This window comes from Paenisporosarcina sp. HGH0030, assembly GCF_000411295.1.
Classification (GTDB): Bacteria; Bacillota; Bacilli; order Bacillales_A; family Planococcaceae; genus Paenisporosarcina.
Map to the genome: position 1 here is coordinate 1,201,986 of NZ_KE150421.1, position 22,366 is coordinate 1,224,351.

A 22,366-nucleotide genomic window follows, 5' to 3' on the forward strand; every position below is an offset into this window, starting at 1 on the left:
TATTTTTTGATGGATTTATTTATATGTAACTGAAATTCAGTCCGTCTTTATAGCTTCCCATATTTCAGTTTTTCGTGCCACTCCATCAGCTTAGGTTTGTCATCGTCAGCGATTTGCTTCGCAAGTGTTGCCTCTTCGATTAATGCATCAAAGTTTGTTAAGCTGACATATGGAATTCCTGCTTCTTCAAATAATTCGTCCGCTCGTTTTAAATGATAAGTAAAAATACACACCACACCCAGAACTTCGCAACCTTGCTGTTCCAGCGCACGAACGGCCTCGATGCTGCTACCACCTGTCGAAATCAAATCTTCAACGACAATCACTTTTTGGCCAGGTACAATTTTTCCTTCAATTTGATTGCCACGTCCATGCTCTTTTGCTTTTGAACGAACATAGACCATAGGCAAATTAAGGGCATCACTTACCCACGCAGCGTGTGGAATGCCCGCTGTCGCCGTCCCAGCTACTACTTCTGTTTGTGGGAAAAACTCACGGATATTTGCCGCTAAAGCTTCGGCAATTTGTTTACGTACAGTTGGACTCGACATGGTCAAACGGTTGTCACAATAAATTGGTGAAGATATTCCAGAAGTCCATGTAAATGGATCTTGAGGTCGTAATTCCACAGCACCTATCGACAATAATGCTCCTGCTATTTCATGTTGCTGACTTTTCATTGTAAAACCTCCCATTGTTGTTTCACCAAATGATATGTCTCTACTGGATTTTCCGATTGAGTGATGGCTCGGCCTACTACAATCAAGGAAGAACCTTCTTTACATGCCACATCAGGTGTCGCGATACGAATTTGGTCATGTTCTGAACCATCCGTCAATCGTATTCCCGGTGTTACTCGCAAGAAGTCATCCCCGCAAACTCGTTTAATGTCTGCCGCTTCCAATACCGAACAAACGACTCCATCGAGACCTGCCTGTTTTGAAAGGCTTGCATAATGCCGAACAGATTCCTGTAAAGTTAAATTGATTTTCTGTTCATTTATCATTTGCTGTTCGCTTGTTGAGGTCAATTGTGTAACCCCGATAAGTAATGGTCGTTGTTTTCCTGTTGCAGTTCCCGCTTCTAGTCCTTCTAATGCACTCTCCATCATTTGCAACCCACCTGCTGCATGGACGTTCACCATATCTGCACCAAGCTTAGCAAGACCGCGCATGGCGGATTTGACTGTATTCGGAATATCGTGCAGTTTCAAATCCAGGAAAACGTCGTGTCCCATTCCTTTTAAGTCCGTTACGATCGATGGTCCTTCTTGTAAATAAAGTTCCATGCCAACTTTGACAAACAGTTTATCATCGAACGGCTTCAAAAAGTGGATGACCTCATTTTTTGTTGAAAAATCAAGCGCTATTATAGGGTTTTGATTGTTCATCGGTGACTCCTCCCCACTAATTCTGAGATATGATTCAGACCTAACCAATCGAGTTTCTCAGGTAATTGATCAATGATCGTCGGACAAACAAATGGATCAACGAAGTTTGCTGTTCCTACAGCTACGGCACTTGCGCCTGCCGACATGAAATCAATGACATCGTCAACCGTCGCAACGCCCCCCATTCCGATGATCGGAATAGACACTTGTTTGGCAACTTCATACACCATACGCAAAGCTACCGGTTTGACTGCAGGACCCGATAAGCCTCCAGTCCCGTTGGCAATGACAGGTCTCCCTGTTCTTGTATCCAGTCGCATTCCAATGAGCGTATTAATCATCGTTATGCCATCAGCCCCTCCAGCTTCAACTGCTCGAGCAATTTCACCTATATCGGTTACGTTCGGGGATAATTTTACATAAACAGGAACTTCCGAAACTTCTTTTACGGCGGCAGTCAGTTCTGCAGCAACCGACGGATCGGTTCCAAATGTAATGCCTCCGCATTTTACGTTCGGACAAGAAATATTCAATTCCAAAGCATGGACATTTTTTGCTTTTGATATATGTTTCGCAACTTCCACATAATCTTCCGTCAACGTGCCGGCAACATTTGCAATGATCGGCACATCATATTGCTCCAGCCACTTCAGCTCTTCAGCAATCACTTTTTCCAGACCTGGATTTTGAAGTCCAATTGCATTCAGCATTCCAGATGAAGTTTCTGCAACACGTGGTGTAGGATTTCCTAAACGCGTCTCAAGTGTCGTTGCTTTGATCATAATCGATCCAAGTTTTGATAAGTCATACAACCGAGCATATTCTTTGCCAAATCCGAAACACCCGGAAGCTGGCATAATTGGATTTTTCAATGATAATCCTGGTAATTCTATCGCTAATCGATTCATACGGACACCACCCCTGCAGGAAATACTGGACCATCCGAGCACACTTTTACATAGTCCACTTCTGTTTGATCAGTGGTTTTGCAGACACAAGCGAAACAAGCTCCAAGTCCGCAACCCATGCGTTCTTCAAACGATAGAAACCCTTTTCGATCCGGATACATATTCTGAATTGCCGCAAGCATTCCAGTTGGACCACACGTGAAGTATGATGAAAATTCGGGTTGTAATTCAGATAGCACCGTCGTGACAAATCCTTGTTGACCGTGTGATCCATCTACTGTAACAATATGCGTTTCACCAAGTTCTCGGAAGAAATCTTCGTAAAAGACAGCTTCTTTTGACTGGAAGCCAAGTACATGAATCGGTTTGACACCTTTATCAACAAGTCTTTTAGATAGTTCATATAAAGGAGGAACACCGATTCCCCCTCCAATCAACACAACTGTTTCACCGGGTGTTGCTTCCTCAACGGGAAAGCCGTTGCCAAGAGGTCCCAAAACATCTATTTCTTCTCCAACCATTTTAAGCGCGAGCAATGAAGTTCCTCGGCCTTCAGCACGATAAATCATTGTGAACTCCGACACATCTCGGTCAATTGACGCAATGCTGATTGGTCTGCGGAGCAAAGGCTCATAGCTATCCGAAACACGGATGTGAACAAATTGACCCGGACTTGTCATGTCCTGTACAAGTTGGCCACTCACCGTCATTTCGAAAATATTTTGAGCGATCTCTTTATGTTTGACGATGCGCATGCGCTCTTGTTTAATCATCCAAAAACCCCCTGTGTCGGCATCTCCTCGGCTTGGAATGTCATCGATTCAATGACTCGTAACATCGCTTCTGCTGTGTCCAGCGACGTTAAGCAAGGAATTCCATTTTCTACAGACTCACGTCGGATTCGGAACCCATCACTCTCTGGCAATTTACCTTTTGTTAACGTGTTAATGACGAACTGGGCATCTCCTTTTTGGATGTAGTCCAGTAAAGTTGGACCTTCACTGCCAATTTTATTAACTGTTGTAACCGGTATTCCCGCTTCTTTTAAGGCATTTGCCGTTCCTTCAGTAGCAAGAATTCTGTAACCGATCGACGTGAAGCGATTCGCAATCGATACTGCTTCTTCTTTATCCTTGTCGGCGATTGTCATCAATACTGAACCGTGATCTTTGATTTCCATTCCTGCAGCCACTAAGCCTTTATAAAGTGCTTTTTCAAGCGTGATATCTTTCCCCATGACTTCCCCGGTCGATTTCATTTCAGGTCCCAATGTAATATCCACTCGGCGCAGTTTCGCAAAGCTGAATACTGGCACTTTCACGAAAACACCTCTAGGTGAAGGCGCAAGTCCATTTGCAATTCCTTGAGAAGGGAGCGATTGTCCCAAAATTGCTTTTGTCGCAATCTTCGCCATTGGAATATTCGTAATCTTACTTAGGAAAGGAACCGTTCGGCTTGAACGTGGATTCACTTCAATCACATAAACTTCGCCTTTAGAGATAACATATTGGATATTCAGTAAACCAATGATGTTCAGGCCTTTTGCAAGTCGAGTCGTGTAATCCACGAGCGTATTCACTTGTTCGCACGTTAAATTCTGTGGTGGATAGACTGCAATCGAGTCACCCGAGTGAACACCCGCTCGTTCGATATGTTCCATAATTCCTGGAATGCATACATTTTCTCCGTCTGAGATGGCATCGACTTCAATTTCGGTACCAGTTAAATAACGGTCGACCAATACTGGATGTTCCGGACTTGCCTGAACTGCATGCTCCATGTAATGAGCAAGTTCTTCTTGATTGTAAACAATTTGCATAGCACGTCCGCCTAAGACGTATGAAGGACGAACTAGTACCGGATAGCCGATTTCATTGCCGATTGCCACTGCTTGTTCTGATGAAACAGCTGTCTTGCCCATTGGTTGTGGGATACCGATTTCATGCAGTGCACGTTCAAATTTATCGCGATTTTCTGCACGGTCCAGATCTTCCAAAGAAGTTCCCAGGATTTGAACACCACGTTCCTGCAGTTTATCCGCTAAGTTGATGGCTGTTTGTCCTCCGAACTGAACGACAACGCCTTTTGGTTGTTCCAGATCCACTATGTGCATGACATCTTCAATTGTTAAAGGTTCAAAATAAAGCTTGTCCGAGATGGAGAAATCCGTTGATACTGTTTCTGGGTTGCTATTGATAATGATGGCTTCATAACCTGCTTCTTTGATTGCCCATACAGAATGTACGGTTGCATAGTCAAACTCGACACCTTGACCGATTCGGATTGGTCCTGAACCAAGCACGATGACACTTTCTTTATCTGTCTTGATTGATTCATTTTCATCTTCGTATGTTCCGTAGAAATAAGGTGTTTCCGATTCAAATTCTGCCGCACATGTATCCACCATTTTAAAGACTGGAATCAAGTTCATTTCTTTTCTCCAGTTGTAGATAGTCAATTCATCGCTATTCCATAATGCTGCTAGCGTCGCATCTGCAAACCCCATGCGCTTCGCCTTTTTCGCCACTTCGAAATCAAACGGATGGCTAGAAACCACTTCTTCGTACTTCACGATATTTTGAAATTTATTGAGGAAGAATAAATCGATTTGACTCCACTCATGTATGGTGTCAATCGTGACTCCTCGTCTTAAAGCTTCCCCGATGAAGAACAGTCGTTCATCACCTGCACGTCGGATACGTTTTTCAATCCATTCATCTGACATGGCATCCGCGTTTTTCAGATCTAAATGGAATTGACCTGTCTCAAGTGAACGCACGGCTTTCAGAATAGATTCCTCGAACGTTCTTCCCATCGCCATTACTTCTCCTGTTGCTTTCATTTGTGTACCTAAATTTCGTTTAGCCGATTCGAATTTATCAAATGGCCAGCGCGGAATTTTAGTAACGACATAATCGAGCGCAGGCTCAAAGCATGCATAAGTTTTGCCGGTAACCGGATTCATCATTTCATCCAGTGTCAAACCGACAGCAATTTTAGCAGCCAGTTTGGCGATTGGGTAACCTGTCGCTTTTGAAGCCAGTGCAGACGAACGGCTTACCCTTGGATTCACTTCAATGATGTAGTAGTTGAAGCTGTATGGATCCAGTGCTAATTGAACATTACAGCCACCTTCGATTTTTAATGCGCGGATAATTTTAAGGGAGACATTGCGCAACATTTGATACTCACGGTCTGATAAAGTCTGACTTGGCGCAACGACGATGGAATCTCCTGTATGAATACCTACCGGGTCAACGTTTTCCATGTTACAGACTACGATGGCATTGTCATTGGAGTCTCTCATAACCTCGTATTCTACTTCTTTGAAGCCAGCGATTGATTTTTCAAGTAGACACTGAGTAACAGGACTGTATTTCAGACCACTCGTCACTGTTTCAAGAAGCTCTTCGTCGTTGTGGCATATTCCTCCACCAGTTCCCCCAAGCGTAAATGCAGGACGGACGATGACAGGGTAACCGATTCGTTTAACGAATGCCTCGGCTTCCTGCATGTTATGAATGATGTCACTTTCTGGAACGGGTTCGTTCAAGTCGTTCATCAGTGTACGGAATAAATCACGATCTTCCGCTTTATGAATAGCTTCCAATTTCGTGCCTAGTATTTCAATGTTCAACTCTTGCAGAATTCCTGATTCGTCCAATTCAATCGCCATGTTCAAGCCAGTTTGTCCACCTAAAGTAGGTAGAAGGGCATCTGGACGTTCTTTGCGTAAAATTCGACTTACGAAATCCAATGTAATCGGTTCGATATAGACTTTGTCCGCAATTTCAGTATCAGTCATGATAGTTGCTGGATTTGAGTTGATGAGAATGACACGATAGCCTTCTTCTTTTAAAGCTAGACAAGCTTGTGTTCCAGCATAGTCAAATTCAGCTGCTTGACCGATGACAATCGGACCGGATCCGATGACGAGAATGGTTTCTATATCTTTACGTTTAGGCATGTTTTTTTTCCCCTTTCACATTGGCGTTCATTAATTCGATGAATCGATCAAATAAGTGATTGGAATCTTCTGGTCCAGGTGATGCTTCAGGATGGTATTGCACTGTAAAAGCGGCAGCATCCAAATGTTTTAAGCCTTCCACTGTGCCGTCATTCAAGGCAGTGTGCGTAACTTTCAAACGCGTTTCTTTCAGTGATTCAGGATCCACTGCATAGCCATGGTTTTGGGAAGTCATTTCCGTTTTGCCAGACTCCAAATCTTTTACTGGATGATTTGCTCCACGGTGTCCAAATTTCAGTTTGAATGTATCTCCGCCACTTGCAAGGGCAAAGAGTTGATGACCGAGGCAAATTCCGAATATCGGAATCTTCCCGATTAAATTCTGTATCATCGTGATTGCTTCTGGAACGTCTTTTGGATCTCCAGGGCCATTTGAAAGCATAATGCCGTCGGGATAAATTGCCATGATTTCTTCAGCAGTTGTGTTATACGGTACAACGACCACATCACAGTCCCGTTTGTTCAGTTCACGTAAAATCCCATGTTTCATTCCGAAATCGACGAGTACTACACGCTTACCTCGTCCAGGACTTGGATAAGGACGTTTCGTTGACACTTGTTTCACTTGATCCGTCGGGAATGTCGTATTCTTTAATCGTGCGACTACTTCTTCCACTTGTATATCAGCACCCGCTTCACTGATATGGCCTTTTACCGAACCAAATTCACGAATAATTCGCGTCAGTTTACGTGTATCCACTCCTTCAATGCCGGGAATGTTTTTCACTACGAACAAGTCATTGAGTGTCGCATCGCTTCTGAAGTTGGATGGTGTGTTTGCCAGTTCACGGACAACCATTCCTTTGATTGCCGGTTCGATTGATTCAAAATCATCTCGATTTATTCCGTAATTGCCGATCAATGGATAAGTCATCGTAACAATTTGACCGCAGTAAGATGGGTCCGATAGAGTCTCCTGGTAGCCTGTCATACCCGTCGTGAAAACGACTTCTCCTTCACTGGCATTCAAACTTCCGAATGCAGTTCCATTAAACACATCTCCAGTTTCTAAAATGAGGCTTCTTTTCATCATTATTTCTCCTCCTGCCAAATTACATTACCTTCAAACATCGTCATAACCGGCCAACCAGTACATGTCCAATTTTGGAACGGTGTATTTTTTCCTTTTGACACAAATGTTGCAGTTTCAATATTTTGTTCTCTCGACAAGTCTATGAATACTAAGTCCGCTGATTCGCCCATATGCAGACGACCATAAGGCAGTCCGAAAACATCTGCCGGTTTTCTCGTCATCCATTCAACCAATTGAGCTAACGTCCATTTTCCACTTTTCACAAAATGGGTATACAGCAACGGGAAAGCTGTTTCCAATCCGACGATTCCAAATGGTGCTTGTTCCATGCCGTTGCCTTTTTCCTGTTCTGTATGAGGGGCATGATCTGTGGCGATAAAATCAAGTGTCCCATCTTCCAATCCTTTGATTAAAGCTTGCAAATCTTCTTTAGCTCGCAGTGGTGGATTCATTTTCCAGTTCCCATCGTTTCCTGGAATGTCGTCTTCACATAATAGTAGGTGGTGTGGACTGACTTCAGCAGTTACTCGAACCCCAGCCTTTTTGGCATCTCTGATTACTCGGACAGATTCTTTCGTACTTACGTGGCAAACATGATAGTGTGCCCCTGCTGCTTCAGCTAGTAAAATATCTCTCGCAATATGCACAGATTCCGCGATGGATGGAATCCCTTTAAGACCCAATTCTTTATTTTTCGTCCCTTCGTGCATGACGCCTGCGTAAATCAATGTATTGTCTTCGCAATGGGCAACAATCGGCATATTCAGCTTCGCTGCGTCCTTCATTGCTTCAAACATCATGCCAGCCTGTTGTACACCTACTCCATCATCCGTAAAAGCAAATGCACCATGTTCTTTCAAGGCAGCCAAATCTGTTCGTTCTTTCCCGGCTTCTCGAATCGTAATCGAGGCATAAGGCAGTACGCGAATCACTGCATTCTCTTCAATCAGACGGTTGACATGACTCAGATTTTCTACCGTATCCGGTACTGGTCTAGTATTTGGCATTGCGCAAATGGTAGTGAAACCGCCTTTTGCCGCGGCATGTGTACCCGTTTGAATCGTTTCTTTTTGCTCGCCACCCGGCTCGCGTAAGTGGACATGGACATCGATGAATCCTGCAGAAACGAAATGTCCTTTGCCGTCTATGATTTCATCCGCTTCTGGTGTTGCTTTAGGATTCACTTCTATAATACGTCCATTGTCGATCAGGATGGATCCCTCCATCAATTCGTTATTGTCATTGAGCAATTTAATGTTTTGTATGAATTTTTTCATCATGATCTCCCCTTCAAAACGGATTCCAGTATGGCCATGCGTATGAACACACCGTTATGCATTTGTTTAAATATGCGTGATTTTTCACTTTCCACTAGCTCGTCTGCTATTTCCACATCCCGGTTAATTGGCGCAGGATGCATGATGATGGCCGTCGGCTTCAATTTTTCATAACGTGATTGAGTCAAACCATATGTTTGATGATATCTTTCCTTTGAAAAATCAGACTGGGTATCGTGCCGCTCATGTTGCACTCGTAAAAGCATCACTACATCCGCACTCGGTAGTATGTTGTCCCATGTGTTTGCTGCATCGAAGTTGCCTTGCCATTCAGGGGGACAAAGGAACGTGACATGAGCACCTAATCTTGTCAGCGCTTCCGCATTCGATTTGGCTACCCGACTATGTCCAATATCCCCAACGATTGCTATTTGTAGCCCTTCAAACTTTCCAAACTCTTGTTGGATGGTAAAAAGATCAAGCAAACATTGAGTAGGGTGCTGACCCGAGCCATCTCCACCATTGATGATCGCTACGTTGACTCCATCTAGTAGCCCTTCATAGAAACCATCTTGTTCATGCCTTATGACCACTGCATCCACACCGATTGCTTCTAATGTTTTTACTGTGTCGTATAAAGTTTCACCTTTTAGCGTGCTCGATGTTCCCGCTTCGAATGGTAGTACGTGCAGTCCGAGTTTCCGCTCTGCCATCTCAAAACTCATTTTTGTTCGTGTACTCGGTTCAAAAAATAAATTCGCTACCGTGTATTGTTTAGTCCAATCAGCGGAAACTTGCTGTTGAAATTGTGATGCACGACTTAATATCGTTTGTATGTCCGTATTGTTTAGGTCTTTCATGCTTAATAGATGCTTCACTTTTATAGCCTCCCGTATTTCTAAAAGAAAACCTCTCAACAAGTGTTGAGAGGCTGTAGGGGTACCTTCAAGCAAAGATCCATGTTGTCACGGAACTCTACCAGTTGGTTTCCCTTTTCCTGCCTCTCTGGACTAGGTATTAAAAGGATGTTGTATTTGATTTATCATCTAATGAATCGATGGCTTCTTGCGGTCTACCTGGTAGGACTAAGTTTAGTAGAACACCCACCAAGGCAGCCAATGCCATTCCACCGACTTCAAACGTTTCGGTGAAATGTAATTTCGCTCCTCCAATCCCGATTACCAGGATGATGGATGAAATGACCAAGTTACGCTTGTCTCCAAAATCAATCTTGTTATCAACCAACATACGCAGGCCTGAGGACGCAATAATCCCGAAGAGCAAAATCGAAATTCCGCCAAGCACTGGAGTTGGAATCGTTGCAATGAGTGCCATGACTTTGCCGAAGAATGAAAAGACGATAGCAAGAATAGCCGCTCCCCCAATGACATACACGCTGTATACTCGGGTAATCGCTAGCACTCCGATGTTTTCACCGTAGGTTGTTTTCGGAGGTCCTCCCAACAGACCGCTGATGAAAGTACCAAGACCGTCACCGAGCAATGAACGATGAAGTCCTGGCTCTTTTATGTAATTGCGGTTTACGATTTTCCCTAAAACCAATTGATGACCGATATGTTCTGAAATGGTCACAATCGCGATTGGTACCATCAACCAAAGCAATGTCGGTGTGATGATAAATTCATAGTGAACTCCGGGAATCAGGAATTCAGGAGCTGACAACCAGTTTGCTTTTGTTACTGGTTCGAAGTTGACAATACCGATAATCAAGGAGTACACGTAACCAACGATGATTCCGATTAGAACCGGCATTAAGCTGATGATTCCTCTGAAGAACAATGTCGCGACAACGGCTGCAGCCAATGTCACCAAAGCAGCAGAGAAGTGCAACATGCTGTATTCTTTTATTCCGTCCAAATCCGGATCGATGTTCATCGCCATATCGATGGCAACAGGAGATAATGCCAAGCCGATAACTATGATCACGGGCGCAACCACGATTGGCGGTAAAATTTTCATAATCCATTTATAGCCTGTTTTCCAAATTATCAAAGACACGATAAAGTAGACGATTGCGACGAATAGACTGCCAACCATGGCACTTCCGATTCCACCTTCTTTTGTAGCCATTTGAATCGGTAAGATGAAGGCAAATGAAGAACCTAGATAAGCTGGAACTTGAAATTTCGTTACGAACATAAAGATCAGTGTCGCAATACCGCTAGTCAATAACGCAATCGCTGGACTTAGACCAACCAATTGTGGAACCAGTATTGTCGCCCCAAACATGGCGAACATATGTTGGATACTTAGTGTTGTCAGCTTACCTGCAGACGGCCTATCATGTATGTCCAAAACTGTTTGTGTGTTTGCCATCCCATTCTCCTCCAATCATCTATTCGTAAATTGTCACACTGTCTTCATGATCTGTTTCCTGCAAACGGACCACGATTCTTTCCAAGCTTGCCGTCGGGATATTTTTCCCGACATAGTCTGCGCGTACTGGCAATTCCCGATGACCCCGATCGATTAAGACTGCCAATTGAATTTGTGATGGTCTTCCCAAATCCATGACCGCATCCATTGCGGCTCTTACTGTTCGGCCAGTATACAATACATCATCAACCAAAATAACTTTCTGGTTGGTCACAACATGTTGAATATCCACTTGTTGAACGAGTGGCTCTTTGTTTTCAGTTTTCATGGATAGGTCGTCTCTGTATAATGTAATATCCAGCTCGCCTGCTTTGATTGACTTTCCTTCAATTTTTTCAATTTTGGCAGCCAGCCGATTCGCCAAATAAGCGCCTCTAGTTTTGATGCCGACGAGAATGCAATTCTCTATTCCTTTGTTGCGTTCAATAATTTCATGAGCAATCCGTGTCAAAGCACGGTTAATTGCTTGTTCATCCAAAATATTCGCTTTTTCAACCATTGCAGATTCTCCTTTAATTAGAAAAGCGTAAAGCGTCTTTCTCGGGCTGCCGCTTGTAGCTAGTCATTATTTTTTTCAAAATAAAAACCCTCTCGTCCGAAAATGGATGAGAGGGTGTGAATGCAGAAAATTAGGCGTATAGTAACACACAGCATGTGTTTATATACGTTCACTGTTACCTTCTCAGCCTCTCTGGACTGTTTTTAAAGGTGTTCTATTAAATTTTGTATTGTTTAGGAATTTCGAGTATGAGCTTTGAATTACGCTCTACACTTTTTATAAGTATAGATTTACTTTTCTTTGCTGTCAACATCTGATTTCATTTCTTCTAGCAAAGCCTGGAACACTGCAGGCAACGGCGCTTCAAATTCCAAGTACTCTTCCGTACGAGGATGAATGAAACCTAGAACCCCGGCATGCAACGCTTGACCGTCAAAATCAATCGTTTTTTTCGGTCCATACTTAGGGTCACCTGCAAGCGGGAAACCAATGTATTTCATATGCACACGAATCTGATGTGTACGGCCTGTTTCCAGACGGCACTCAACCAATGTGAAGTTGCCAAAGCGTTCCAAAACACGGAAATGCGTTACGGCATGTTTACCTTTATCAATGACAGCCATGCTTTGACGATCACGTGCATCACGTCCGATTGGTGCATCAACAGTTCCTTTGTCATGTGGAATATGCCCATGGACTAAAGCTGTATATTTTCGAGTAACTGTCTTTTTCACCAATTGATCTACTAATGATTCATGCGCTTTATCATTTTTTGCAACCATTAATAAGCCTGAAGTATCTTTATCGATACGGTGTACAATTCCTGGACGCATAACACCATTAATACCCGACAAATCCTTCACTTGATGCATCAAACCATTTACAAGTGTCCCTGAAGTATGGCCAGGAGCAGGATGTACGACCATGCCGCGTGGTTTATTCACCACTAAAACATCTTCATCTTCATAAACGATTTCAAGGTTTAAGTCTTCTGCTTCGATATCCAGAATTTCTGCATCCGGTACAGTAACATTAATAACATCATTTGGTTTTACTTTGTAATTCGATTTTGCTGATTCGCCGTTGACCAGAACCGCTCCGTCTTTCAGCCAAATTTGAATTTGACTGCGAGACCAATCCGCTTCAAGTGTTGCCAATGCTTTATCGATTCGTTCACCTTTTTGTTGTTCTGAAATCTTATACGTAAAATCTTCCATCTATTCACCTTTTCTCTTTGCAGCTTTTTCTGCTTTTTCTTCAAAATACAATACGATGATGAGCATAATCACGCCGATGGTTAATGCTGCATCAGCAACGTTAAAAATCGGGAATTCATAATTAATGACCGGGATAAGAACGTCAGCAAAATCCACTACTTCACCACGGAACACACGATCAATAAAATTCCCAAGAGTACCACCAAGTAAAACCATCAAACTTAATTGAAAGTATGGCTTTCCTTTTGCTTCTTTATGAAAGTAATACAAAATACCAATGACCACGACGATGGTGACGATTGTAAATAGCCACATCTGCCCTTCCAACATTCCCCACGCCGCTCCACGATTGCGATGGGAAAGTAAAGCAAATGTAGGGTCCATTAAGACAATTCGTTCACCTATCTCCATATTTTTTACAACTAACCATTTTGTCCATTGATCAATCGCCACAACGGCAATTGCTACTAAATAAAAAATGTACACGTATGTTCCTCCGTTACGCAAGTATCTTAGCTAGTTTAACACATAACATGAACAGACAGAAAGAGCTGCCCGAAAAGGGCAGCTCTTTCAAATGGAGGATTACTTTGTCCGGCTATGTTCGAAAGCCAGCTCCTCCTATATTTTATACGTAATATTTTTCTACTACATCTGCACATCGTGGACATAATGTTGGATGTTTTTCGTTTTCTCCCACCTTGGAAGAAATCGTCCAGCATCGTTCACATTTTTCACCTTGTGCTTTAGTAACGACAACAGAAGAAACTTCAAGGTTTAAAGCATCCGCTGGTGCATCTTCTTTTGAACCTGCAAGTGTAAAGTCCGACACGATAAAGAATTGTGCAAAGTCCACTTTGCTTGCATCAAATGCTTCCACTAATTCTTTTTTCACATAAAGCGTAACTTTTGCTTCAAGTGACTTACCGATAACTTTCGCATTACGCGCTTCTTCCAAAGCTTTCAATACATCGTCACGCACCAGCATCAATTGTTGATACTTCGTACGTAAACCTGCAAATGAATCATGAGTTGTCGCTTCAGGGAAGTCAGTCAGTTGTACACTTTCTTCTGTTTCTTGTGTCATGAAGACCCATAGCTCATCCGTCGTATGCGGTAAAATTGGTGTTGTCACTTTCAACAATGCGATCAAAGTATCGTACATGACAGTTTGCATCGCACGACGATGTGAATTGTCTTCACCTTCGATATAAACAACATCTTTTGCAATATCCAAGTAGAATGAGCTCAAATCAGACGATACAAAATTGTTTACAGCATGGTAAACGCTTGGGAAGTCATACTTGTCATAAGCTTTGCGAACAGTTTCGATCAAATCTTGCAGTTTCATGAACATGTATTGATCTACTTCACGTAAATCTTCATAAGCAACGCGATCGGTCTGTGGATTGAAGTCCGATACATTCCCATGAAGGAAACGGAAGGTATTACGGATTTTACGGTAAACTTCAGCAACTTGCTTGAAATTCGAGTCCGTTACGCGAACGTCTGCAGTGTAATCGACAGATGCTACCCATAGACGAAGAATGTCAGCACCTAGTTGATTCATGACTTTAGCAGGGTCGATTACGTTTCCGATCGACTTACTCATCTTGCGCCCTTCTCCATCAAGTGTGAAACCATGACTCAATAATCCTTTGTACGGAGCGTGGCCGCTGATGGCAACACTTGTCGTTAACGAGGAATTAAACCATCCACGATATTGATCCGATCCCTCCAAATATAAGTCAGCAGGATACGAAAGATCTTCACGCTCATCAAGTACAGCTTGGTGAGAAGATCCTGAATCAAACCAAACATCCATAATATCCGTTTCTTTTGTGAAGCGGCCGTTTGGACTATTTGGGTGTGTGAATCCTTCTGGAAGCAAGTCTTTCGCTTCACGTTCGAACCACACCGTTGAACCGTGTTCACGGAACATTTTTGAAACATGGGCAATCGTTTCTTCTGTTAAAATTGGTTCTCCATCTTCCGCATAGAAGACAGGGATTGGAACACCCCATACACGTTGTCGTGAGATACACCAGTCTCCACGGTCACGGACCATGTTGAAGAGACGAGTCTCACCCCATGCTGGAGTGAATGATGTATCCTTAATTGCTTTTAATAATTGGTCGCGGAATGCTTCAACTGAAGCAAACCACTGAGCTGTTGCACGGAAAATAACCGGCTTTTTAGTGCGCCAGTCATGAGGTGCCGAGTGTGTAAAGAATGTAAGTTTTTCTAATGCACCAGCAGCATCCAAAGCTTCTGTGATAACTTTATTGGCTTTATCATAGAATAACCCTTCGAAGCCAGGTGCTTCAGCAGTCAATACGCCACGGTCATCGATCGGTGAAAGTACTTCAAGTCCATACGCTTTACCAACTTGGAAGTCTTCTTCCCCGTGTCCAGGAGCTGTATGAACACATCCAGTACCGCCCTCGTCCGTTACATGGTCCCCGAGCATTACAAGCGAATCACGATCATATAAAGGGTGTTTGGCTACCATGCGATCCATTTGTTCACCTTTTAATGTCTGAACAATCTCATAAGAATCCCATTCAAGCGCAGTTACCACAGTCTCCAGTAATGCTTTTGCTACAAGGTAGCGCGTTGATGCAACTTCCACAATTACATAGTCGAATTCCGGATTGACTGAAATTCCAAGATTAGCTGGAATTGTCCAAGGTGTAGTCGTCCAAATAATAATTTTAGTACCTTCAGCAACTACGCCTTTACCATCTGTCACTTCAAAACTTACGTAGATAGAAGGAGATTTTTTGTCCTGGTATTCGATTTCAGCTTCTGCTAAAGCAGATTCACTTGATGGAGACCAATAAACTGGTTTTAAACCTTTATAGATATAGCCTTTACGTGCCATTTCACCGAACACTTCAATTTGACGGGATTCATACGCTGGTTTCAATGTCACATATGGATTTTCCCAATCACCTTGCACACCAAGACGTTTAAATTGTTCACGTTGACGGTCAATTTGTTCATAAGCATATGTTTCACACAAGTTCCGGAACTCTGCTACAGTCATTTCTTTGCGATTGACACCTTTATTCGTTAAAGCTTGCTCAATCGGAAGACCGTGCGTATCCCAACCAGGAACATACGGTGCATAATAACCAGTCATAGATTTGTGTCGTACAATCATGTCTTTAAGCACTTTGTTCATAGCATGACCCATGTGAATATCGCCGTTCGCATATGGAGGACCGTCATGTAAAATGAAACTCGGGCGGTCTTTGGTACGCTCCAGTACTTTTTCATAAAGTTTCATTTCATTCCATTTTTCTTGCATCGCCGGTTCACGTGTAGGTAAACCACCGCGCATTGGGAACTCAGTTTTTGGCATCAATAACGTATTTTTATATTCCAATTAAAAAACCTCCTTTTAATGTGACAAGCGCAATGCTTGCAGGGACAATCAACTTAAACTAAACAAAAAAACTCCTCATCCCAATGAAGGGACGAGAAGTTATAACTCGCGGTACCACCCTAATTGCAACATGAAGAAGTTGCCAGCTTAGATCACGTTAACGGTGTGAATCCGAAATCACTTACAAAATCAAGTTCAGCGATTTTACTCAAGAGTGATTTTCATTTGATTGCCGCCTGTCCGGGCTTCCACCATCCCCGGATCGCTTTTCTGTGCTTTCAAACTACTGTCTCTTTCAGCGTATTAATATAAAATAATGTGTATAGTTTCACTATGTCTAGCTACAAACGCCTGCTATATAGACGTTCTTCGCTTTTCTTATAATATGTAGATATTATAGGGAATGATTCCATAATCGTCAAGCTGTGCTTAGTCTTCTTTTGAATCCATTCTTTCCAGCTGAGTTGTGTCCACTTCATATTGCATCAAGTGATCCCAATCATCAGTGTTAATTAAATCAAGTTGTGCTTCCACCAACATTTTGAAACGATTACGGAAAACTTTTGATTGCTTTTTCAAATCTTCGATCTCGAGGGCAATGCGGCGAGCTTTCGTCAACGCTTCATTTACGATACGGTCCGCATTTTTCTCAGCTTCTTTAACAATTAACTTTGCTTCTTTTTGAGAGTTTCGACGTACTTCTTCTGCAGCTTCTTGTGCAACCACGATTGACTTCTGAAGTGTCATTTCAATAGTTGTGAAATGGCCAACTCGCTCACTTGACGACTTCAATTTCTCTTCCAATTCTTTTTTATCTTTGATTAGAAGTTCGAAATCTTTAATCACTTGGTCCAAAAATTCGTTGACTTCATCTTCATTATAGCCTCGGAACCCCCGACCAAACTCTTTGTTATGAATATCTAGTGGTGATAGCGGCATTTCAAAAATCTCCCCTTTACTTACTGCATCATTTCCCACTATTATACCGTTCATTGTGGTTGATGACATCAATAATTCGAATTTTCTTGAATATATTTCACGAATTTTGTTCGATTCGCCCTATTTGTAGTCGTATTTTGTCTTTCTTTGTACGTCCTTCAATCATGCCAATCCGAATTCTCCCATAGCCCCTAATAGATAGCAAATCGGATTCATGCAGTTCGAATGATGGTTGTTCGCGAACAGTCCAGTTCACTTTCACTTTTCCGCCATGAACCAACAGCGATGCTTTCTGTCTGGAAACATTAAATAGAGAAGCGATGATGGTATCAATTCGCATTGAGCTTACCGTATGCGTTTCCTCCACCCAAACATCCTGGTTTTCTAAATAGGAATGATCAGGTTGCAGTTCTTCAACATGAACTTTGGCTTTGCCAATGGAGGTAAGATGCATCCGCACAAAATCTGCAACTTCCGAAGCTACCGCAAATTCAATTCGATTGTCGTCAACGCGAATATCTCCGAATTTTGATCGATCCAATCCTAATGACATAAGGGAGCCTAAAACATCGGGGTGCTCAATGTTGATGAATTTCGAAGGGTATTTAATCGAAAACATTGTGATGTCATAGTCATCATCAGTCGCAGCGAAATATGAAGGGGAAATAAGCATACGTTTTCTTTCAGCTTCCGGAAATTCACCAAAAGCCGTCGTTAACACATCTCCATTCTGACCGATAAGGGCATGTACGATAAATTGCTGTCTTGGATCTAAAAAATCAGTCAACTTTGGCGCATAGCGATCCTGTGTCTCCCTAAGCCATCCGCTGACTTGTTCGATAAATGATTGTTCGTCTTTACGGAAATGTTGCAAAACTTGTTCCATCTTTGCTCTTCCTTTCAATGGTCAAAAAAAGCCCCACGAAAGTGAGGCAATCTGTTAGACAAGTCCACTTAAAGTTGCCAATCCTCCACGTGCGAGGTTTAAAACAAGTATAGCCACAATTGGCGATACATCAATCATTCCAAAAGGTGGGATAAAGCGTCTGAACACTTCTAAGTACGGTTCGCATATTTTTTCAAACATCCGACCGATACTCGATTCTTTCACACTTGGTACCCAAGACATGAAAATATAGATGATCAGTAAAATTGAATACACATAAATTGCTTCATTAAGTATATAAATTACAAAATCCATAAGAACTAATTACACCTCAATTATTGTATGTCATCATAAAAGTAGTCGGAAATGGCTCCAGCCACTTCAACGGTATCGGGTGCACACAAGAAAATATCGGTGCCAATTCGCTGAATATCTCCGCCTAAAGCATACACGGTTCCACTTAAAAAATCCACAATCCGAATTCCCTGATCTTTATCGATACGTTGTAAATTGACCACAACTGCACGTTTGTTTTTCAAATGCTCCGAAATATCTTGTGCTTCAGCATACACCCGTGGTTCCACCAAGATTACTTTTGAAGATTTTTGTAAGTTTTGGAGGCTCACAATGTTTGGCGTTGTATTTGACTCTGCTTGCACAACTCTTCTTTCCTTTGTCGTTTTGCGAACAGTCGGTTGAGGCATTGGCTGAGACTCTTTTCTGCGTTCATTCGTTGTTGGAATTTCTTCTTCTTCATCTAAGTAAAAAAAGTTTTTGAATTTATTTTTCATACTCATGTAAGATCCTCACTTTCATCTCCGACTAGTGCTGTACCGATTCGGACGTATGTGGCGCCTTCTTCTATTGCGATTTCAAAATCATTCGACATGCCCATAGATAATTCTGTACAAGGTGCATGTACATAGCCTTTGCTGGCTATATTCATTTGCATGTCCTTGAGAGATTTAAAGACATTGCGAATCACTTGTTCATCAGACGTATTTGGTGCCATAGTCATTAATCCAATGATGCGTATTTGATGATGGTCACTTAAAGATTCAATGAATGAATGAACATCCCTCAATTCAATGCCATGCTTAGCTTGTTCACCGGAAACATTGACCTGAACAAAGCAATCAATCTTTTGGGTTACCCTTTTTTGAATTTCGTCAGCTAGGCTCATTCGATCCAATGAGTGCAAAACCTGAACATTGTTTATGACTTGCTTAACTTTGCGTGTTTGTAATGAGCCGATATAATGCCAGATTGCGGGCGTGTCAATTTCAGCTTGTTTTGCCAGCAAACCCTCCGGACGATTTTCTCCAAGATGATTAAGTCCTGCATATAGGGCTTCCTGCGTTCTCTCTACAGTAACAGATTTAGTGACTGCTATAATATGAACATCGTTGATAGAACGATTGGCACGGGCACATGCCTGACTGATTTGCTGTTGTATTTGTTGAAGTTTACGCTGTATTGGCATTTTTAGAAGTTCCTAACTTTTTGATATGGGTATTGTCTATATATTGTACCAATCAAGCGTTGAATATTCAATGCTTATCCCTGTTCAGAACCTCTGGACTGAACGATGACAACATCTTTACCAATGACTTTAATATCTGATAATCTGATAACAATTGTTGGACGATTGCCTGAAAACAATTCTAGCATCTTTTTCGGTTCTGCCAGGAAAAAAGATTCAATCGTTCCATTTTCTTTTGAAATTCTAGCGTCATTAACGAAGCCGAGCATGCGGCCATCACTTGCCTCAATAAATTCCTTCTGTTGGATATCAGTAAATTTCAACGGTCATTCCCCCTTTCTACAGTTTATGTTCATAAACAAAAAATAAAGCTTTTATTCCAGAAAAGGAATAAAAGCTTTATTGATTCATCTGTAATCAATGTTGTATTCTTCTTTTATGACACGGATGGCGTGTTTCTCCAACCTTGAAATCTGAGCCTGGGAAATTCCCAATTCTTTAGCGATTTCAGTTTGGGTTTCACCATAATAATAACGTTTAGCTAATATTTTTTGCTCCCGAATGTCTAGCTTGCTTATGCTTTCTTTCATAAAAACATAAGTGGACCAGGATTCTTCTGACACTTGCTCATCTTTTAACTGATCGAGCATGAATACCGGGTCTCCCCCGTCGTGATAAATAGGCTCCTGCAACGAAATGGGTTCTTGAATGGCATCCAAAGCAAATAGAATATCTTCATGGGGAATATCAATCATCTCTGACAATTGCTGTAAAGTGGGTTCATGTAAATGTTCTGCGATATACTGCTCTTTGGCTTTCATTGACTTATATGCAATATCTCGCAAAGACCTTGATACACGTACCGGATGATGATCACGCAAATGTCTTCTGATTTCTCCAATTATCATAGGCACTGCATACGTTGAAAAACGCACATTGTGTTTTAAATCAAAGTTTTCAATTGATTTGATCAGGCCTATACAGCCCACTTGAAACAAGTCATCAGCTTGTTCTCCTCTGTAGGCAAAACGCTGGACTAAACTGAGGACCAATCGTAAGTTACCCATCACAAGCTCTTCTCTTGCTAATTCATCTCCACTTTGAAACCTTATAAAAGTTTGTGTCATCACTTCGTTTGATAAAACAGGTAGCTTTGACGTATCTACACCACATAATTCGACTTTTGTACGTACCATCGCTTTTTCCTCCGAACTGTTTAACACTGTGATACATATCAGTGTGTCCGCCTCGTAAGAAACTATGCGTTTTGCAATACGTCCAATTTCATCCATTAAGCTGTTGGTTGATTTAATTCTTCTCTCAAATCATGAATAATTTTCTTTTCCAATCGGGAAATATAAGACTGAGATATCCCAAGCATATCTGCAACTTCTTTTTGAGTCATTTCTTCTTGACCATTTAATCCGAAACGACATTCCATAATATATTTTTCCCTCTTTTCTAATAAATCAATTGCAGAAAACATAAATTGACGTTCAATCTTTTTCTCAACGTCCTCTGCAATAATATGTTCATCAGTGCCTAAAATATCCGAAAGTAACAATTCATTGCCATCAGCATCCGAGTTTAATGGTTCGTCAAAAGAAACTTCAGATTTTAATCTGCTCGTTTTTCGAAGATGCATCAGAATTTCATTTTCAATACAACGTGAAGCATATGTGGCGAGCTTAATTTTCTTTTCTGTATTGAATGTCTCAATCGCTTTAATAAGTCCAATCGAGCCAATGCTGATTAAATCTTCAATATGTGTACCAGTATTTTCGAAACGTCTTGCAATATAGACAACAAGCCTCAAATTTCGCTCAATCAACGTGTCACGAGCAGAAAGACTGCCATTCATAAACGCATCAATCGTTTTTGCTTCTTCTTCACGATTCATTGGATGTGGCAATGACTCACTACCGCCAATATAGTATGTTCCTTTACTACGCCATCGACTCCATAGCTCGATCAGTCTGTTCCAAATTTTCATTAACATAGCATTCGCCCTCCCATGATTAGCTGAATAATGTTGAAGCATGCAAAATAACATCTGTTTGACGTGGAAAATGTTTGCTGTTTTTAGTCAGAACGATATAACACGGCGCCAATGATTGCTCAATTTTTGTTTTCAAACGGATATGATCAACTTTAATGCCAATTGCCCATGTCGATTCATTTTGAACGGTCTGGAGACGAATCAATCTCAATTGAGAGCGAAATGGTAAAGGAACATCTTTAAAATTTTCAGATGAACTTCCTTCAAAATCGTAAAGATACTGCCACAAATCCATTGGGAGGTATGATTTCATTTTTTCTGCAGAAATAAAATGAACAGGATTGCCTGACAACGGTTCTATGCATTGGTTGCCAGTGTCTGAATATGAGGTGAGTTGAAATTCTTGTTGAAACAAGCGAATGGTCACTTGACCGACATACGAATCTTTCAAGGCCGTCAGATTGACACGGAACCAATTTTTTCTGACACCCATTAAACTAAACACCAACACACTACCTGCAACCATCAAAACTACATACCAGCTGGCATTGGCTAAAAGTGGCTGTATGACTGTCAGTAGACCACCGGCAAACAAAGCCCCAATTAAAGTATTTGTTGCTGCCAGTATCCAATTGGTGCGATTCATTCCAAAAGCAATTGTCGTCATAACTACAAAGGTTGCAACGATTGAAAGGAAACTACCACCAAACAGAACAACACTTACACCACCAATAAATGCACTGAGCCATAATCGCCAAGACTTTTGATGAAACGAACCCATTTTGTTTGAAAAGGAAAGTAATGAAAAATTAATGAGTGTATTAATCGAGATCAAGACTTCAGCATACATTTTCTCACCTCCTACAAATAAGGTATCACTTGTCCGTCGCAAAACATGTCAGTTCTTGTATCTCTATTAA

Annotated in this window: 22 protein-coding genes and 1 other annotated feature; all 22 genes read right to left on the reverse strand. The window is 41.8% G+C overall.

What is annotated here, in order from left to right; all coding sequences use genetic code 11:
• Window positions 1–47: 47 nt before the first annotated feature.
• The 22 genes from pyrE to HMPREF1210_RS06150 all read right to left on the reverse strand — a co-directional run bounded on the left by pyrE (window position 48) and on the right by HMPREF1210_RS06150 (window position 22,296).
• Window positions 48–680 carry an orotate phosphoribosyltransferase gene (gene pyrE, locus HMPREF1210_RS06045; RefSeq protein ID WP_016427743.1) on the reverse strand — a complete coding sequence of 211 codons (633 nt, stop codon included), beginning with the start codon at window positions 678–680 and terminating at the stop codon, window positions 48–50.
• Window positions 677–1,390, reverse strand: coding sequence for an orotidine-5'-phosphate decarboxylase (pyrF, locus tag HMPREF1210_RS06050; RefSeq protein WP_016427744.1), 714 nt, complete (start codon window positions 1,388–1,390; stop codon window positions 677–679). Before pyrF ends, pyrE begins: the two co-directional genes overlap by 4 nt.
• The gene (locus tag HMPREF1210_RS06055) at window positions 1,387–2,298 is read right to left on the reverse strand and encodes a dihydroorotate dehydrogenase (RefSeq protein ID WP_016427745.1); all 912 of its coding nucleotides are present in this window, start codon (window positions 2,296–2,298) and stop codon (window positions 1,387–1,389) included. The genes pyrF and HMPREF1210_RS06055 overlap by 4 nt, the downstream gene beginning before the upstream one ends.
• Complete coding sequence (locus HMPREF1210_RS06060) at window positions 2,295–3,071, reverse strand: dihydroorotate dehydrogenase electron transfer subunit (RefSeq protein WP_016427746.1); 777 nt, start codon at window positions 3,069–3,071, stop codon at window positions 2,295–2,297. The genes HMPREF1210_RS06055 and HMPREF1210_RS06060 overlap by 4 nt, the downstream gene beginning before the upstream one ends.
• Window positions 3,068–6,265 (reverse strand): carbamoyl-phosphate synthase large subunit, encoded by a 3,198-nt coding sequence (gene carB, locus HMPREF1210_RS06065; RefSeq protein ID WP_016427747.1) that lies wholly within the window; start codon window positions 6,263–6,265, stop codon window positions 3,068–3,070. Before carB ends, HMPREF1210_RS06060 begins: the two co-directional genes overlap by 4 nt.
• Window positions 6,258–7,358, reverse strand: a complete 1,101-nt coding sequence (locus HMPREF1210_RS06070; protein WP_016427748.1) for a carbamoyl phosphate synthase small subunit — start codon at window positions 7,356–7,358, stop codon at window positions 6,258–6,260. The genes carB and HMPREF1210_RS06070 overlap by 8 nt, the downstream gene beginning before the upstream one ends.
• Window positions 7,358–8,635, reverse strand: coding sequence for a dihydroorotase (locus tag HMPREF1210_RS06075; protein WP_016427749.1), 1,278 nt, complete (start codon window positions 8,633–8,635; stop codon window positions 7,358–7,360). The genes HMPREF1210_RS06070 and HMPREF1210_RS06075 overlap by 1 nt, the downstream gene beginning before the upstream one ends.
• The gene (locus HMPREF1210_RS06080) at window positions 8,635–9,513 is read right to left on the reverse strand and encodes an aspartate carbamoyltransferase catalytic subunit (RefSeq protein WP_016427750.1); all 879 of its coding nucleotides are present in this window, start codon (window positions 9,511–9,513) and stop codon (window positions 8,635–8,637) included. Before HMPREF1210_RS06080 ends, HMPREF1210_RS06075 begins: the two co-directional genes overlap by 1 nt.
• 139 nt (window positions 9,514–9,652) lie before the next feature.
• Window positions 9,653–10,972 carry a solute carrier family 23 protein gene (locus tag HMPREF1210_RS06085; RefSeq protein WP_016427751.1) on the reverse strand — a complete coding sequence of 440 codons (1,320 nt, stop codon included), beginning with the start codon at window positions 10,970–10,972 and terminating at the stop codon, window positions 9,653–9,655.
• Window positions 10,973–10,991: 19 nt separating this feature from the next.
• On the reverse strand, window positions 10,992–11,531 hold the full coding sequence (gene pyrR, locus HMPREF1210_RS06090; RefSeq protein ID WP_016427752.1) for a bifunctional pyr operon transcriptional regulator/uracil phosphoribosyltransferase PyrR: 540 nt from the start codon (window positions 11,529–11,531) through the stop codon (window positions 10,992–10,994).
• Between the two features lie 290 nt (window positions 11,532–11,821).
• Window positions 11,822–12,748, reverse strand: coding sequence for an RluA family pseudouridine synthase (locus HMPREF1210_RS06095; RefSeq protein WP_016427753.1), 927 nt, complete (start codon window positions 12,746–12,748; stop codon window positions 11,822–11,824).
• On the reverse strand, window positions 12,749–13,234 hold the full coding sequence (lspA, locus tag HMPREF1210_RS06100; protein ID WP_016427754.1) for a signal peptidase II: 486 nt from the start codon (window positions 13,232–13,234) through the stop codon (window positions 12,749–12,751).
• 142 nt (window positions 13,235–13,376) lie between these two features.
• A complete protein-coding gene (ileS, locus tag HMPREF1210_RS06105; protein ID WP_016427755.1) occupies window positions 13,377–16,139 on the reverse strand; it encodes an isoleucine--tRNA ligase in 2,763 nt (920 codons plus the stop codon).
• Between the two features lie 84 nt (window positions 16,140–16,223).
• Window positions 16,224–16,447: a binding site (T-box leader), on the reverse strand.
• A 121-nt stretch (window positions 16,448–16,568) separates the two neighbouring features.
• Window positions 16,569–17,078, reverse strand: a complete 510-nt coding sequence (locus HMPREF1210_RS06110; protein WP_016427756.1) for a DivIVA domain-containing protein — start codon at window positions 17,076–17,078, stop codon at window positions 16,569–16,571.
• Between the two features lie 97 nt (window positions 17,079–17,175).
• Window positions 17,176–17,964, reverse strand: a complete 789-nt coding sequence (locus HMPREF1210_RS06115) for an RNA-binding protein (protein ID WP_016427757.1) — start codon at window positions 17,962–17,964, stop codon at window positions 17,176–17,178.
• Window positions 17,965–18,018: 54 nt separating this feature from the next.
• Complete coding sequence (locus HMPREF1210_RS06120; protein WP_016427758.1) at window positions 18,019–18,279, reverse strand: YggT family protein; 261 nt, start codon at window positions 18,277–18,279, stop codon at window positions 18,019–18,021.
• A gap of 20 nt (window positions 18,280–18,299) precedes the next feature.
• Window positions 18,300–18,761, reverse strand: a complete 462-nt coding sequence (locus tag HMPREF1210_RS06125) for a cell division protein SepF (protein ID WP_016427759.1) — start codon at window positions 18,759–18,761, stop codon at window positions 18,300–18,302.
• The gene (locus tag HMPREF1210_RS06130) at window positions 18,758–19,447 is read right to left on the reverse strand and encodes a YggS family pyridoxal phosphate-dependent enzyme (RefSeq protein WP_016427760.1); all 690 of its coding nucleotides are present in this window, start codon (window positions 19,445–19,447) and stop codon (window positions 18,758–18,760) included. Before HMPREF1210_RS06130 ends, HMPREF1210_RS06125 begins: the two co-directional genes overlap by 4 nt.
• 74 nt (window positions 19,448–19,521) lie before the next feature.
• Window positions 19,522–19,770: a YlmC/YmxH family sporulation protein gene (locus tag HMPREF1210_RS06135; protein ID WP_016427761.1), complete on the reverse strand. Its 249-nt coding sequence runs from the start codon at window positions 19,768–19,770 to the stop codon at window positions 19,522–19,524.
• A gap of 84 nt (window positions 19,771–19,854) precedes the next feature.
• Complete coding sequence (gene sigG, locus HMPREF1210_RS06140) at window positions 19,855–20,643, reverse strand: RNA polymerase sporulation sigma factor SigG (protein WP_036659758.1); 789 nt, start codon at window positions 20,641–20,643, stop codon at window positions 19,855–19,857.
• A gap of 95 nt (window positions 20,644–20,738) precedes the next feature.
• Complete coding sequence (sigE, locus tag HMPREF1210_RS06145) at window positions 20,739–21,446, reverse strand: RNA polymerase sporulation sigma factor SigE (RefSeq protein WP_016427763.1); 708 nt, start codon at window positions 21,444–21,446, stop codon at window positions 20,739–20,741.
• A 19-nt stretch (window positions 21,447–21,465) separates the two neighbouring features.
• Window positions 21,466–22,296 (reverse strand): sigma-E processing peptidase SpoIIGA, encoded by an 831-nt coding sequence (locus HMPREF1210_RS06150; RefSeq protein WP_016427764.1) that lies wholly within the window; start codon window positions 22,294–22,296, stop codon window positions 21,466–21,468.
• Between the last annotated feature and the right edge of the window lie 70 nt (window positions 22,297–22,366).

Bases quoted from the DNA above. Each gene is read 5' to 3' on its own strand.
- pyrE (WP_016427743.1), bottom strand. From the start codon at position 680: ATGAAAAGTCAGCAACATGAAATAGCAGGAGCATTATTGTCGATAGGT.
- pyrF (WP_016427744.1), bottom strand. From the start codon at position 1,390: ATGAACAATCAAAACCCTATAATAGCGCTTGATTTTTCAACAAAAAAT.
- HMPREF1210_RS06055 (WP_016427745.1), bottom strand. From the start codon at position 2,298: ATGAATCGATTAGCGATAGAATTACCAGGATTATCATTGAAAAATCCA.
- HMPREF1210_RS06060 (WP_016427746.1), bottom strand. From the start codon at position 3,071: ATGATTAAACAAGAGCGCATGCGCATCGTCAAACATAAAGAGATCGCT.
- carB (WP_016427747.1), bottom strand. From the start codon at position 6,265: ATGCCTAAACGTAAAGATATAGAAACCATTCTCGTCATCGGATCCGGT.
- HMPREF1210_RS06070 (WP_016427748.1), bottom strand. From the start codon at position 7,358: ATGATGAAAAGAAGCCTCATTTTAGAAACTGGAGATGTGTTTAATGGA.
- HMPREF1210_RS06075 (WP_016427749.1), bottom strand. From the start codon at position 8,635: ATGAAAAAATTCATACAAAACATTAAATTGCTCAATGACAATAACGAA.
- HMPREF1210_RS06085 (WP_016427751.1), bottom strand. From the start codon at position 10,972: ATGGCAAACACACAAACAGTTTTGGACATACATGATAGGCCGTCTGCA.
- pyrR (WP_016427752.1), bottom strand. From the start codon at position 11,531: ATGGTTGAAAAAGCGAATATTTTGGATGAACAAGCAATTAACCGTGCT.
- HMPREF1210_RS06095 (WP_016427753.1), bottom strand. From the start codon at position 12,748: ATGGAAGATTTTACGTATAAGATTTCAGAACAACAAAAAGGTGAACGA.
- HMPREF1210_RS06110 (WP_016427756.1), bottom strand. From the start codon at position 17,078: ATGCCGCTATCACCACTAGATATTCATAACAAAGAGTTTGGTCGGGGG.
- HMPREF1210_RS06115 (WP_016427757.1), bottom strand. From the start codon at position 17,964: ATGGAACAAGTTTTGCAACATTTCCGTAAAGACGAACAATCATTTATC.
- HMPREF1210_RS06120 (WP_016427758.1), bottom strand. From the start codon at position 18,279: ATGGATTTTGTAATTTATATACTTAATGAAGCAATTTATGTGTATTCA.
- HMPREF1210_RS06125 (WP_016427759.1), bottom strand. From the start codon at position 18,761: ATGAGTATGAAAAATAAATTCAAAAACTTTTTTTACTTAGATGAAGAA.
- HMPREF1210_RS06130 (WP_016427760.1), bottom strand. From the start codon at position 19,447: ATGCCAATACAGCGTAAACTTCAACAAATACAACAGCAAATCAGTCAG.
- sigG (WP_036659758.1), bottom strand. From the start codon at position 20,643: ATGGTACGTACAAAAGTCGAATTATGTGGTGTAGATACGTCAAAGCTA.
- sigE (WP_016427763.1), bottom strand. From the start codon at position 21,446: ATGTTAATGAAAATTTGGAACAGACTGATCGAGCTATGGAGTCGATGG.
- HMPREF1210_RS06150 (WP_016427764.1), bottom strand. From the start codon at position 22,296: ATGTATGCTGAAGTCTTGATCTCGATTAATACACTCATTAATTTTTCA.